This is a genomic window from Methylophaga sp. UBA2496, assembly GCF_002341635.1.
Taxonomy (GTDB): Bacteria; Pseudomonadota; Gammaproteobacteria; order Nitrosococcales; family Methylophagaceae; genus Methylophaga.
The window spans coordinates 82,980-96,791 of record NZ_DDOK01000005.1; the positions used below are offsets into that span (position 1 = coordinate 82,980).

Sequence of the window (13,812 nt, forward strand, 5' to 3'; positions counted from 1 at the left end):
AACTATCCAAATAGTTTGTGATAGGAAATCAATATGCGCTTAACGACTAAGGGTCGCTATGCTGTGACAGCGATGCTCGATTTAAGTCTTAATTACGGTGTTGGCGCGATCACGCTAGCAGATATTTCCGAGCGGCAGGGCATCTCACTTTCTTATTTGGAACAATTGTTTGCCAGATTACGCAAGCAAGGTTTGGTGAGCAGTTCACGTGGACCGGGCGGTGGCTATAAATTGAGTCGTGCGGCGACAGAAATTACAGTATTGGATGTGATTTCAGCGGTTGATGAAAAAGTGGATAGTACGCAATGTCAGGGAAAACATAACTGTCATGCCGAAGAGCAATGTCTCAGCCATGAACTGTGGCAGAGCCTGAGTGATCAGATCCGTGTTTATCTTGCTGGCATTACATTGCATCATGTCGTAAGTGATTACGAGCGTAGCCTGAACAGCCGAAATAGCGGTGAAAAAGTCATCAAGTTTGATGCACTCTGAAATAACAGACTGAGTCTCATGTCTTTTGCTTATCTCGACCATAATGCTGGAACCGGCCTGGCTGAAGGTGTACTGGATACCATGCTGCCGTACCTTAAACAGCAACAGGGTAATCCCTCAAGCAGCCATCGGTTTGGTCGGTATACCCATGCGGCGATTGACCATGCTCGTCAGCAAGTTGCTGATTTGGTAAATGTGGAAATTGATCAAATCATTTTTACCAGCGGCGGCACTGAATCCAATAACCAGGCCATTAGTGGTGTTTCCCAGCTGTTCGATAGCGGGCGCGTTTTAATCGGCAGCACTGAACATCCCGCTGTTTTAGAGCCGGCAAAACGCTTGCAGCAACAGGGCTTTGAAGTGTTGTTCCTTCCGGTGAATGCTGATGGATTGATCAATATCGAGATATTCGAAACCCTGTTAACCGGTGATACCCGCATGGTCTCCGTTATGTGGGCTAATAATGAAACGGGTGTGGTGCAGAATATTGCACAGTTAACCGAGATGACCAAAGCCCGCGATATCGTGTTTCACTGCGATGCTGTCCAGGCGGCTGGCAAACTGGATATTGATTTTCAGGCTGCCGGTATTCAGATGATGAGTTTGTCGGCGCATAAATTCGGCGGTCCAAAAGGTATCGGCGCCTTGATTGTCGATAAAAAACTCGACTGGCCTGCATATGTGTTAGGCGGCGGTCAGGAGCATGAAAAACGCAGTGGTACCGAAAATGTTGCTGCAATCGTGGGCTTTGGAGCAGCGGCTGAAAAAGCCAAACAGCAATTAACCCATTATCAACAGCATTGCCGTGAATTAAGAGATTTACTGGAAATACGATTAAGAGTGATCCCGGGCGTTACCATTTTTGCCCAATCGACAGAACGTTTGCCCAATACAGTGTTTTTTTCGTTGCAAGGCTTCGATTCAGACACTTTGCTGATGTCACTGGATCGAAAAGGTTTTTCGGTTTCCAGTGGTTCGGCCTGCGGTACCGGCCGGCAGATACCAAGTCATGTGCTTAAGGCAATGGGAGTAGATGATATGACGGCCCTGGGGGCTGTCCGAGTCAGTGTTGCACTGGAAAATACTAAAGAACAAATCGAACAGCTGGCTGTCGTAATTGAGAAAGAAGCCAGTCGTTTTAACCATTTGATGAACAGGTAATGAAATGACAACAATTACATTGACACAATCAGCAGTAAAACGCGTACGTGATATGGTCGCCAAACGTAATAGTGGAATCGGCTTGCGTATCGGTGTGGTTAAAAGTGGTTGCTCGGGTTACAGCTACGCGCTTGATTATGCCGATGCGGTTGCGGCTAACGATATGATAATCGAGCAGGACGATGTCAAAGTAGTTGTCGATAAAGACAGCTTGCCTTTACTGGAAGGCATGATTCTGGATTTCGTTAAGGAAGGCCTGAACCAAAGCTTTAAATTCAGAAATCCGAATGTCACTTCTGAATGTGGTTGTGGTGAGAGCTTTAGCGTGACCAAATAAACTGTTCACTAAATTCGTACCTCAAACTGCCCGTTAAGTTTTTAACGGGCAGTTTTGTTTTACCCGGCGCTTAAGCTGTGATTGAATCTCCTCCATGACTGAACTTAATAATCTCGAATTTGACGCGAAACACCTCTGGCACCCATACAGCAGTGTGCAAAACCCACCATTATTGCACGAGGTGGTTTCAGCAAAAGGCGTTTATTTAACGCTGGCGGATGGCCGGCAAATTATTGATGGCATGTCTTCCTGGTGGTCCGCCATTCACGGTTATGGTCATCCACGATTAAATGCGGCTGCTAAAGATCAACTCGATAAAATGTCGCATGTGATGTTTGGCGGATTAACCCATGATCCCGCTGTCAGTCTGGCACGACGCTTAATCGATATTACCGATGATGCGTTGCAGTATGTGTTTCTTGCGGATTCCGGGTCGGTGTCTGTTGAGGTTGCCATTAAAATGGCGATTCAATACTGGTTTGCTCAAGGTGAAGTGGATAAACAAAAATTGCTGTCATTGAGAAGTGGCTATCACGGCGACACCTTTGGTGCGATGGCGGTTTGCGATCCGGTCAATGGTATGCATTCCCAATTTGCCAATGTGTTACCTCAGCACCTGTTTGCATCGGCGCCAACCTGTCGTAATGACGCCGATTGGCAGGACAGTGATATTGCCGAAATGCGTGATTTAATCGAAGCCAACCATGAACAATTAGCTGCGGTGATTGTTGAGCCATTGGTTCAGGGTGCTGGTGGCATGCGTTTCTATTGTTCGCAATATCTGCGTGAACTCAGATCGTTATGTGACCAGCACAATGTGTTGCTGATTTTTGATGAAATCGCCACAGGCTTTGGTCGCACGGGACATTTGTTTGCTTACGAAGCTGCCGGTGTGGTGCCGGATATTATATGCCTTGGTAAGGCGTTAACTGGCGGTTATATGACTCTGGCAGCCACCTTATGTCAGACTAAAGTGGCACAGGGTATTTCAGCCGACGGGCAGGGTGTGTTGATGCATGGTCCGACCTTTATGGGAAATCCGCTGGCCTGCCGGGTCGCCTGTGAAAGTATTGATGTTTTGCTTGAATCAGATTGGCAAATACTGGTGTTGAATATTGAATCCCAACTGACTGATGAACTCAGTGAATTAGCTTCTCATTGGTTAGTAAAAGAAGTTCGGGTCAAAGGGGCAATAGGGGTGGTTGAACTGAACCAGCCTCTCGACAGTTTTATGGACTGGTTGCCGGGATTTATTGTGGAGCAAGGTGTCTGGATAAGGCCATTTCGTTCAATGATCTATGTGATGCCGCCTTATATCATCAGCTCAGAACAGTTAACCCAATTAACTACGGCGATAAAAGTTATCGTCAATAAACTGGGTGAATCAGTAAAATCCTGAGACCGATCAAGAGTATGTCTGATAGTGTTCTGTTTTTTGCGGCGTAATATCTTTTTCACGCTATCCAGAAAAGCGGATTGCGATACCCTTAAAAATAGAATGGAGAAATGATTATGTGGACTAAACCAGAATATTCAGATATGCGTTTCGGTTTTGAAGTAACCATGTATATCTGCAACCGTTAATTTCGGTTCAAATGTACTTAAAAAGCCTCTGGAGCTAAGCTCCAGGGGCTTTTTTTATACAGCCTCAACTCAAATCGCTAATTCCGATTATATTAATAGAATTAAGTTGTTTGACCGTTGTATTTTCGAGCCCTAGAATGACCCTGTCGCTTTTGACAATCAACAAGGAGTAGACCATGTCGACTTTGATTAATACTACCATTAAACCGTTTAAAACCACTGCATTTCACAAAGGCGAGTTCGTACCGGTTACTGATGCCGATCTGAAAGGAAAGTGGTCAGTTGTATTCTTTTATCCAGCCGATTTCACTTTTGTTTGCCCTACAGAGCTGGGCGATTTAGCTGATCATTACGCAAAATTGCAGGAAATGGGTGTTGAAGTTTATTCAGTATCAACTGATACCCACTTCACTCATAAAGCCTGGCACGATGCTTCTGAAACCATCAAGAAAATCAACTTCCCGATGCTGGGTGATGCGACTGGTGCGATCAGCCGTAACTTTGAAGTCATGATTGAAGAAGAAGGTCTGGCGCTGCGTGGCACATTTGTTATCGATCCGGAAGGCGTGATCAAAGTGTGTGAAGTTCACGATCTGGGTATCGGCCGTAGTGCAAAAGAACTGGTTCGTAAAATCCAGGCTGCTCAGTATGTTGCCTCACATGATGGTGAAGTTTGCCCAGCTTCTTGGCAGCCAGGTGAAGAAACCTTGTCACCATCGCTGGATTTGGTTGGCAAAATCTAAAGAAAATCTGAATTTAGAATTTCTTGATCCGTTGGATCACGTGTGTCCGGGCCGATCGGTCCGGACAACACCCAAATATTTATAGAATTTTACACAGGCAGGTGCCTTATGTTGGATGCAAATATTGCTGCACAATTAAAAACTTATCTGCAGAATCTGCAACGTCCTGTAGAGATCATTGCGTCACTTGATGACGGCAAAAAATCTCAGGAAATGCGAGAACTGCTGGTTGAAATTGCAGATATGTCTGACAAAGTCAGTTTTTCCGATGCAGACAACGATGCGCGTAAACCATCATTCCGGGTGAAACAACCGGAAGGTCAGGAGCACATCCGCTTTGCCGGTATTCCGATGGGTCATGAATTTACCTCGCTGGTTTTGGCATTGCTGCACACCGGTGGTCATCCAATGAAGACCGAGCCTGAAGTCATCGAGCAAATCAAACAACTCGACGGTGAGTTTGTGTTTGAAACATATATTTCACTGTCATGCCAGAACTGCCCGGAAGTAGTACAGGCGTTAAATTTGATGGCGGTGTTAAATCCGAATATTCATCACACTATGATTGATGGTGCGTTATATCCTGAAGAAGTAGAATCGCGTCAGATCATGGCTGTGCCTACTGTTTATCTGAATGGTCAGGTATTTGGTCAGGGAAGAATGGGGCTGGCCGAAATCATTGGCAAACTGGATACCGGTGCAATCAAGCGTGAAGCTGAAAAAATCAACCAGCGCGCACCGTATGATGTGTTGATCATTGGCGGTGGTCCGGCAGGTGCTTCAGCTTCCATTTATGCTTCACGTAAAGGTATTCGTACTGGCATAGTGGCTGAGCGGTTTGGCGGACAGGTCATGGATACCCTGGCAATTGAGAACTTTATTTCGATTAAAGAAACGGAAGGCCCGAAGCTGGTCGCGGCACTTGAAGAACATGTCAAGGAATATGAAGTTGACGTGATGAAACTGCAGCGTGCTAACAAGTTACGCCAGCAAGGCAAAATGATTGAAGTAGAATTGGAAAGTGGCGCTAAGTTGCTCAGTAAATCGATTATTATCGCGACCGGTGCACGCTGGCGTGAGCTGGGTGTGCCCGGAGAAAGTGAATATCGGGGGCATGGTGTGGCTTACTGCCCGCATTGTGATGGCCCGTTGTTTAAAGGCAAACATGTTGCGGTTATCGGTGGCGGTAATTCCGGTGTGGAAGCGGCGATTGATCTGGCCGGTATTGTCGGTCATGTCACCTTGCTGGAATATGCAGACCAATTGAAAGCTGATGCGGTATTGCAGAAAAAATTGCATAGTCTGAACAACGTTACGGTCATTATCGGCGCGCAAACCATGGATATCACTGGCGATGGCAAAAAAGTGAACGGTCTGAATTATAAAGATCGGGCCACAGAAGAATCACATCATGTTGATGTGGCAGGTGTGTTTGTTCAAATCGGTTTGCTGCCTAATACCGATTGGCTGAAAGATACCCTAACGTTAAGTAAATATGGTGAGATTGAAATTGATTCTCACGGGGCAACATCAATGCCGGGCGTGTTTGCGGCCGGCGATGTGACCACCATTCCATACAAACAGATCATTATGGCAATGGGTGAGGGTGCCAGAGCCGCATTAGGTGCGTTTGATTATCTGATCAGAAACGAGTTTGATGAGAAGGATCAGGCAGCTTAACGCTTATCGATAAATTTGGATTCACTCCGCTTCGTCAATTAAATCGCGCAAGTTTAATAACTTCATGCGAATGGCGAGGCGGGTGAGTTCAATATCCGAGTTAACCTCAAGTTTACGTTTGATAATGTAATGTGAATTGGAAACCGTTTTCGGACTGATATTCAGAATATCGGCTATCTGTTGATTATTCTTGGCTTCCAGCAATAAACGTAAAATCTCAAACTCCCTCACCGTTAAATCATCTAATCTGGCTTTGTCCTGACCCAGTTTTTCCAAGGCCAGCGCCTGTGCAATATCAGGACTGAGACTGAGGTTATTTTCGTAAACCTCATAAATTCCATGAATCAATAAAGTTGGATCACTGCTTTTGGTGACATAACCCAACGCGCCTGCGCGGATGGCCTGCAAGGCAAAGCTGGGGTTTTGATGCATACTGAACACCAGAATCCGTGCCTGAGCATCATATTGCCGAATACGTGAAATGGCTTCCAAACCACTTTGTCCCGGCATCGAGATATCCATGATCACCACATCCGGCTGAAAGGTTTTGTAATTCTGATAGGCTTCAGCAGCATCCCGAGCATCGGCTATCACGGTTAAATTAGGTTGCTTTTGCAATAATGAACGATATCCTTCCCGCACAATGGCGTGATCATCCACTAATAAGATTTGAATCATTTTTTCAGTCATGCAAGTTCTCTGTTAGTGATTCTGCTGGCGGATTAACGGGTAACTCGATCAGCAGTTTTAAACCACCGTCGTTGTGAGTATCCATGGTTATTTTACCGCCGAGCGCAGTTACTCTCTCTGCGATACCGAGTAGTCCCACTCCCATGTTCTGATTTAACGTTTCCCGCTTGGCTTTGCCATTATCTTCTACCTCCAGGATAAGCTGATGTGGATCAACATATTTCAGTTGGATACTGGCTTCACTGGCTCGGGCATGTTTGGCAATATTGGTCAATGACTCCTGCACAATACGGTACAAATTGACGGGCAATGGTTCAGGCAGGATATCCATTCCATCATCAATCTGCAGGGTAAATCGTGTTTCACCGCCTGTCCGCTGGTTCCAGCTTTTAATCAGCTTATCCAGACTTCGTGTCAGTCCAATCTCATCGACATCAGCGGGACGTAAACGTGTCAGTAATCCACGTAGGGCGGACATCATATGCGCCGTAATATGGCTGATACCCTCGGTTTCGCTGAGTATGGATGGACAATCCTTTCGAGCTGTCTGGCTGATGGATGTGGTCAGGGCATTGATACCGGCCAGACATTGACCGAATTCATCATGTAACTCACGACTGATAAACCGATGTTCTTCTTCCTGTGCATTAATCAGTTTTAGTGCCAGTTGGCGGTTTTCATTCATGATCTGTTGCTGGGTAGATGCCAGTGCATTAATCGCTTCGCTGGTACGGCGCCATTCACCGATTTCAAAACTGGGAATACGGGTTTGCAGCTCGCCCTGTTGCATTTTTTCCAGGCCTCGAACAATCAATTGTGCCGGACGTAACAGTTGATTAATTGTCATAAACACCAGTAACGATACCGCCAGAATACTTACAGATAAAATACCGAAGACTGCCCGCAGATTACTCCAGGCCCGGGCAATTTCCATTTCAACATTCAACGAAACCAGAATGCTGCCATAGGTTATAGCGTTAAATGAAAAACGCCGGCTGGCTTCGTAGCTGGGATTAAACAACTGTTGATAAATTTCGCCGAACCAATTTGGCCAACGCGTTTCATCGTGTACTACTTCATTACACAAGCTGCGACGGCGGCTTTCTGTACGAGACAAAAACTGCACACAGGAACCAGGCACGCCGTTGAGTTGTTGCAGAATATCCGTATCGGGAAAGGCAACTGAATAGTCATAACGGGAAAACATTTTTAACAATTGCTGGGTGAGCTGTTTTTCTATTCGCTGCGCGGTTAAATCAGCCTCCAGCTTAGCCTGTTGGTCGGTCTGGTACAGAACATATCCAGCACTGCACACCAGACAGATAAAGCCTATCAACATGATTCTAAAGAAAAGTTGCAGTCTGAGATTCATGATTTATCCGTATTTACAATCAACACAGTCTAGGCGCAGATATCCACGCTGCAAAGCCTGGTTTCAACACACGGGAAATTTGCCCGATGTCCATGGGCAAATATCTGATGTGCTGATTGCGCTTTCAAGGTTTAATGAACATCATAAAAAAGCTATGTGAAAGTTAAGCAGTCGGCTTACCTCATCAAGCATTAAGTTATACGTTCAGTTTCGTATCATCAGCTTGGTTTCATATCAGACTGTTTGGTGATAGATTCCTGCATGAATCAAAAGCATAATCTTGATTAGCCAATGGTGAGTTCACAGGCAAAGACACAGCAACGGGATTTTTGTGCTTTTGCTGTCGTCACCTGATAAGGCGTCATGTTTAAAAAGCTAAAGTAACTTACTTACTCAATCAGTTTGGGTGAGTAAACTTAAATATATAAATATTACCTATTAAAGGGGAGAGAGAATGTCGGATAAGCAGCAATTGGATACTGCTCGTGAACACGCTTTGGCACTGGAAAAAGTGGTCAATGATGTGGTGATTGGTCAGCAACAGGCCATTCGTTTGATTCTCATCGCATTACATGCTCGCGGACATGTATTACTCGAAGGTGGTGTCGGGGTGGGTAAAACCACTTTGCTGCGTGCTTTTTCCAAAGCATTGGGTGGCGCATTTGGCCGTATTGAGGGTAGTGTTGATTTAATGCCTAACGATCTGCTTTACAGCGCCTGGGTGAATGCGGATGGTAAACCGGTCATTGAACCTGGCCCGCTGATTGCCAAAGGTGAAGAAACCGCCGTGTTTTTCTTTAACGAAATCAACCGTGCCCGTCCACAAGTTCAATCTTTGCTGCTCAGAGCGATGGCAGAACGCAGTGCTGAAGCATTCGGTAAAGAATACCGATTCCCGCATATGATTGTGTTTGCTGATCGAAATGCTGTCGAAAAAGAAGAAACTTTTGAACTGAGTGCTGCCGCCCGTGACCGTTTTCTGTTTGAAATCAACATCAGCCGTCCACTGGAAGACGAGTCACGCCGTAAATTGATTTTTGATCCAGCCTTCCATGATGTGGATGCATTGCTCAGTTCCATTGGTGCCCCAATATTAAATTATCGTGATCTCAATGAACTGGATCGTGATATTCAAAATAGTGTGTATGTTTCACCGGAAATTGAAAACTATGTAGTGCGTCTTTGGGATGCCAGCTGGGAACCACATAAACTCGGTATTACGCTGACGGATGTCTATGTTGAAGATCTTGTTGTTGCTGGTGCCAGTGTGCGAGGTATGTCAGCAATGGTAAGGGCGGCGAAAGTCTGTGCCTGGCTGGAAGGACGCGATCATGTGCTGCCGGATGATATCCATTTTGTTTTACTGCCTTCACTTACACATCGTGTGTTCCTGTCTCCGGTCTATGACGGCCGCCGTGAACAGCTGATGCCACAATTTATTCAGGCGTTACGCGATCATATAGCCACACCGTAAGAAGGCATTCTGATGAAGCCTATACAACCTCAGGAGTTTAGCTATCGCTTTCCGGATAAGGTGTTTGGTCATGTGCCCGGTGCACATAGCGGAACAGCGCTGGGCAGCGGTGATCGTTTTGCCGGTTTCGCTGATTTATTTGATTATCCGGATCCACGGCGTCTGGATGTACGCGCCAGTTTACGTACCAATATTGCTGATTCCGCTCTGGGAAATCAGGAACGATGGCTGGTAAGACGTTATCAACAACGTTCGTCCATCACTTTATGGCTGCTTTCGGATTTGAGCCGATCGATGTCGGTTTCCAGTGTCAGTAATGAACGGGTTGCCCGATTGGCGCATATGATTGCGCATAGCTCGATCAGATTCGGTGATCGTTTTGCCATGGCCGGATTTGATGCTATCTGGCGTAAAGATGTATCCGTAATGCCAACCAGGCAACGCAGTATGCCAGCGGTTGCGGCAGAAAAAATCATCAACGCTGCACCTCCGACAGCACCGGGTGCAGAGGGCTTGTTTGATGCGGCCGATTTAATCAGTAGTAAAAGGGCAATCGTATTTCTGGCCTCGGATTTTTGCTGTGATATCGATCTGGTTGATCGCACCTTACGCAAGCTGGCGCATTACACGGTGGTGCCTATCGTCTGGCAGCATGATGAGGTGGATCATTTACCTTCGCACGCGGGCTGGACGGAGACGCGCGATTCTGAAACCGGTAAACGCCATAGCGTATGGATACGTCCCGGCATCAAGAAACGCTGGCAACAGCAACTGGATGATCACTTTGAGAAACTGACGGCCTGTTTTATGCGTTATCGCGTCAAGCCGCTTTTTGTCTCCGGAGAAGTGACACCACAACAGTTGACACAGTATTTCTCCGCAATGAAAAAATCATAGGAATGCACACAATGCGCCGCTTGATCCTTATTATCAGTTTTATATTTAGCAGCCAGCTTATGGCTGAAGAAGTCACCATCAAACTGGATCGCAGTTGGGGTTTGTTAATTGGTGACCAGATTATCGCCAGAGTAAATTTGCCGGTCAATGCCAGTGAACTTGATCAGGATAGTCTGCCGCAACTTGAAAAACGTCATGGTCCCTGGCTATATCTGCAGGAAGTTGCCGCAACAGGCGAACAGTTGCAATTACATTATCTGCTGGTCAATGTGCCAGCTGAAACCCGGCAACTGGAAACACCGACGCATACATTGAGAACCTCGCAGGGTGATTTACTGACGATACCTTCTGCGAGTTTTTCTGCCGGTTCTTTTTTGAACGCTACAGATGATGCGGCTACAGTGACCTTGCGGGGTGATCATCAGTTATTGGCTGCTGATTTCAGCCCATTACATAAAAAACTGACTTATGCCACGTTAGTTGCACTGTTAACAACGTTAATTTGGTTAATCTGGCATATAGGTCTGCGTCCCGGCAAACGGTTACCCTTTGCTAAGGCTGTGTTTTCGATGAATAAACTACGCTGGTTCGGTCATAAAGATGTCGATTCGGCTACCCGGGTCATGCACCACGCGTTCAATGAAAGTGCTGGCACGGTAGTGATATACAGTCAGCTGCAACACCTGTGGGACAGCTGCCCCTGGCTGGTGGATTTACAGCCGGAAATCACCCGGTTCTATCAACATTCAGCCTCCCATTATTTCAGCCGGAATCCAATGCAATCGGCAGATTTTGACAGTTTAATCAAACTGGCTCGTGCCTGCCGGGCGAGGGAGAAGATGGCATGATGCTGCTTGGCCTTGAATGGGCTTTCCCCCTGGTTTTGTTGTTGTTGCCAGTGGCATTGTTGCCGTGGTTTAACAATAATCTGGATAAGACAGTGGCCTGGACAGCACTGGTGCCACACGATCCGTTATCCCGAACTATTAGTCTGAGCCTGAAAGTTCTGTCTTCTGTTGTCATTGCTGCTTTATTACTTGCTGTCGCCAGTCCGGCCATACCGGAACGCACTGTGGAACGATTTGGTGAAGGGGCAGAGATTGTTCTGTTGCTGGACCGCAGTCGCAGTATGGATGATGCCTTTGCGGTCACCACACAGGCGGCAAATTACTCGGTTGCCGGGGATAACTCCAAACGTCGTGTTGCTAAAACTTATCTGACCGAATTTGTAAAAAAACGTCCGGATGACCGTTTTGGCTTTGTATTTTTCAGTACCAATTCAATTAATCTGTTGCCACTCACTTATAGTAAGGAAGCCATTCTGTCGACTATTGAAGCGAATTCTTTAGGTAAAGGACTTTCCGATACTAATCTGGCCGATGCATTAATGAATTCAGCCATCATGTTTGAAGATCAGCCTTACCGTGGTGCTCGTATCGTATTACTGGTATCTGATGGTGGTCAATTGATGACAGATGAGGCAATGGAACAGATTACTAAGCGATACAAAGAAATGAATCTGAGTATTTATTGGATTTATCTCAAGTCCAGACAGGAAATGACGCTGGAACCCTCAGAGAATGACAATATTTTGTATACCGATATACCTGAACGCAAAGTCCACGAGTTTTTCAAAACTATCGGCGTGCCTTACCGTGCGTTTGAGGCTGGTTCATTGGAAGAGTTTTCTGATGCGATGGATGAAATTGATGAGCAGCAATATCAAACACTTATTGTTGAAGAGTTGGTGCCTCACGAGCCGAAAGCCGATTGGTTTTTATGGTTAGCATTGCTTGCCATGCTGCCGTTGGCGAGTTCACATCTATACAGTTACTGGGGAGTTCGAAAAGCACATGAGTAACACATTGAAATTATTTCGACTGGCATTACTGGCAACATTGACTATCAGTTTACTGTTGATGGCTTTTACCGGTTGGCAAATATGGCGCCAAGCCAAAATTGAAGCCTTTGTTGCCGCGCCTCAGGATTTCGAATCCATACCTGATCATCCCCGGGCACATTTTGCTCAGGGTGCATACCTGGTGAGTCAGGAAGAAACGGATGCTGCTTTGGAACAATACACCCTGGTGCTGGGCAGTCAGCAAGCTCAGTGGTTGCCTGCAGCTTACTTCAATCGTGGAAATATCAATTTGCGTGAAGCCATGACTATGCAGGTTAGTGATCCTCGGATGATCCCTCTGGTTGAGTTGGCCAAACAGGATTATCGCAGTGCATTAAGGCAACAACCGGAATTCTGGGATGCGCGTTTCAATCTTGAAGTGGCATTACGTTTAGTGCCAGAAGATCCTGATATGGATGGCGATTTCAAAAAGCAGGAAATATACAGCGAACGGAGTATTGAAACCAAGGCATTCAAGGTTGACCTGCCATGAGTTTGAGTTATCCCAAACGCATATTTTTAACGGCATTGGTGATGTTGTTCGGGCTGTTAATGATAATGGCAGCCTTGTGGTTGCCGCCGGTTGATCGTGAAGTGGACGTAATGGACAGCCTGTTTGTCATTGATATCACCGACAGTATGAATGTTCAAGATGTCAGTTTTGCTAACGAAAAGATTAATCGACTGGATTGGGCCAAGGAGTACACCCGCCAGGCGATCCTCAGTATGCCGTGTGGCTCACATGCAGGTCTGGCGATTTTTTCCGAGGCACGTAGTCTGATTTTAATGACGCCGGTCGAAGTGTGTGCCAATTACCATGATCTGATGCAAATGCTGTCGCAATTCCAGCCGACTATGGCCTGGGCCAGATCCAGTGAAGTGTCTAAAGCACTTTATACCGCTATTCGTCAGGCCAAGGAAATTACTCCTCAACCGACAGTGGTGTTTCTGACAGATGGTCATGAGGCTCCCCCGGTACATGAAACGCTGTTTCCTAAGTTTACCGATACCCCCGGTGAAGTCCCAGGAATAATTATTGGTATCGGTGGCAGTGATTTGATGCCGATTCCAAAAACCAATGAGTCTGGTGAGATAGATGGATACTGGGAGATCAACGAAGTCATGCATCGTGATGTTTATGCTTCAAGTCGAGGTGATGCCGCCGAATTGAATGAAAATCGGCCGCGCACTGAGCATTTATCTTCACAAAAGAAATCCCATATGGAGACGGTTGCTAAACGTATTGGTTTTGAGTTTATCTCTTCACCAAAATCACCACAGAATCTGATTAAAGAGATGCAGAAAATTTCTGAAATGCGTCAGCAGCCGGTTAAATATGATCTGTTTGTCTGGCTGGCATCGATTGCTCTGGTTCTGCTGCTTTTGGTCTTTTTGCCCTATAGCCTGTTCAGTAAACAGCATGATTAAGCTGCGGCTGGACTTGATATAACGATGAAATGGATTTTATCGATATGAATTCCC

Annotated in this window: 15 protein-coding genes; 13 read left to right on the plus strand and 2 right to left on the minus strand. The window is 46.1% G+C overall.

Translation table 11 applies throughout. The annotated features are described in order from the left end of the window. Positions 1-33 precede the first annotated feature (33 nt). The 7 genes from B2W60_RS07520 (at position 34) to ahpF (ending at position 5,997) form a co-directional block, all read left to right on the plus strand. Positions 34-492 carry an Rrf2 family transcriptional regulator gene (locus B2W60_RS07520; RefSeq protein ID WP_292360053.1) on the plus strand — a complete coding sequence of 153 codons (459 nt, stop codon included), beginning with the start codon at positions 34-36 and terminating at the stop codon, positions 490-492. An 18-nt stretch (positions 493-510) separates the two neighbouring features. Next, positions 511-1,653, plus strand: coding sequence for a cysteine desulfurase family protein (locus tag B2W60_RS07525; RefSeq protein ID WP_292360052.1), 1,143 nt, complete (start codon positions 511-513; stop codon positions 1,651-1,653). A 4-nt stretch (positions 1,654-1,657) separates the two neighbouring features. After that, on the plus strand, positions 1,658-1,990 hold the full coding sequence (locus B2W60_RS07530) for a HesB/IscA family protein (protein ID WP_292360050.1): 333 nt from the start codon (positions 1,658-1,660) through the stop codon (positions 1,988-1,990). 94 nt (positions 1,991-2,084) lie between these two features. After that, positions 2,085-3,389 carry an adenosylmethionine--8-amino-7-oxononanoate transaminase gene (gene bioA, locus B2W60_RS07535; RefSeq protein WP_292360048.1) on the plus strand — a complete coding sequence of 435 codons (1,305 nt, stop codon included), beginning with the start codon at positions 2,085-2,087 and terminating at the stop codon, positions 3,387-3,389. A 113-nt stretch (positions 3,390-3,502) separates the two neighbouring features. Then, positions 3,503-3,574 (plus strand): pyrroloquinoline quinone precursor peptide PqqA, encoded by a 72-nt coding sequence (gene pqqA / locus B2W60_RS07540; RefSeq protein WP_081443609.1) that lies wholly within the window; start codon positions 3,503-3,505, stop codon positions 3,572-3,574. A 176-nt stretch (positions 3,575-3,750) separates the two neighbouring features. After that, entirely contained in the window at positions 3,751-4,317 is a 567-nt protein-coding gene (gene ahpC / locus B2W60_RS07545; RefSeq protein ID WP_292360047.1) for an alkyl hydroperoxide reductase subunit C, read from the plus strand. Positions 4,318-4,425: 108 nt separating this feature from the next. Beyond that, positions 4,426-5,997, plus strand: a complete 1,572-nt coding sequence (gene ahpF, locus B2W60_RS07550; RefSeq protein ID WP_292360045.1) for an alkyl hydroperoxide reductase subunit F — start codon at positions 4,426-4,428, stop codon at positions 5,995-5,997. A 21-nt stretch (positions 5,998-6,018) separates the two neighbouring features. Here the strand turns inward: ahpF and B2W60_RS07555 are convergent, their stop codons facing one another. Both B2W60_RS07555 and B2W60_RS07560 read right to left on the minus strand, forming a co-directional pair. Next, the gene (locus B2W60_RS07555) at positions 6,019-6,687 is read right to left on the minus strand and encodes a response regulator (RefSeq protein WP_292360043.1); all 669 of its coding nucleotides are present in this window, start codon (positions 6,685-6,687) and stop codon (positions 6,019-6,021) included. Then, positions 6,680-8,059: a sensor histidine kinase gene (locus B2W60_RS07560; protein WP_292360041.1), complete on the minus strand. Its 1,380-nt coding sequence runs from the start codon at positions 8,057-8,059 to the stop codon at positions 6,680-6,682. The genes B2W60_RS07555 and B2W60_RS07560 overlap by 8 nt, the downstream gene beginning before the upstream one ends. A gap of 454 nt (positions 8,060-8,513) precedes the next feature. On the opposite strand from B2W60_RS07560, the gene B2W60_RS07565 reads away from it, so the two are divergent. Genes B2W60_RS07565 through B2W60_RS07590 form a run of 6 tightly spaced genes read left to right on the plus strand, consistent with a single transcriptional unit; the run spans position 8,514 to position 13,758 of the window. Further along, positions 8,514-9,533 (plus strand): AAA family ATPase, encoded by a 1,020-nt coding sequence (locus tag B2W60_RS07565; RefSeq protein ID WP_292360039.1) that lies wholly within the window; start codon positions 8,514-8,516, stop codon positions 9,531-9,533. 12 nt (positions 9,534-9,545) lie between these two features. Beyond that, positions 9,546-10,430: an MxaS protein gene (locus tag B2W60_RS07570; protein WP_292360038.1), complete on the plus strand. Its 885-nt coding sequence runs from the start codon at positions 9,546-9,548 to the stop codon at positions 10,428-10,430. 59 nt (positions 10,431-10,489) lie between these two features. Continuing rightward, a complete protein-coding gene (locus B2W60_RS07575; RefSeq protein ID WP_292360037.1) occupies positions 10,490-11,278 on the plus strand; it encodes a hypothetical protein in 789 nt (262 codons plus the stop codon). Continuing rightward, positions 11,275-12,291 (plus strand): vWA domain-containing protein, encoded by a 1,017-nt coding sequence (locus B2W60_RS07580; RefSeq protein WP_292360035.1) that lies wholly within the window; start codon positions 11,275-11,277, stop codon positions 12,289-12,291. Before B2W60_RS07575 ends, B2W60_RS07580 begins: the two co-directional genes overlap by 4 nt. Then, a complete protein-coding gene (locus B2W60_RS07585) occupies positions 12,284-12,823 on the plus strand; it encodes an MxaK protein (RefSeq protein WP_292360033.1) in 540 nt (179 codons plus the stop codon). The genes B2W60_RS07580 and B2W60_RS07585 overlap by 8 nt, the downstream gene beginning before the upstream one ends. Then, positions 12,820-13,758, plus strand: a complete 939-nt coding sequence (locus tag B2W60_RS07590; RefSeq protein ID WP_292360031.1) for a VWA domain-containing protein — start codon at positions 12,820-12,822, stop codon at positions 13,756-13,758. The genes B2W60_RS07585 and B2W60_RS07590 overlap by 4 nt, the downstream gene beginning before the upstream one ends. Positions 13,759-13,812 lie beyond the last annotated feature (54 nt).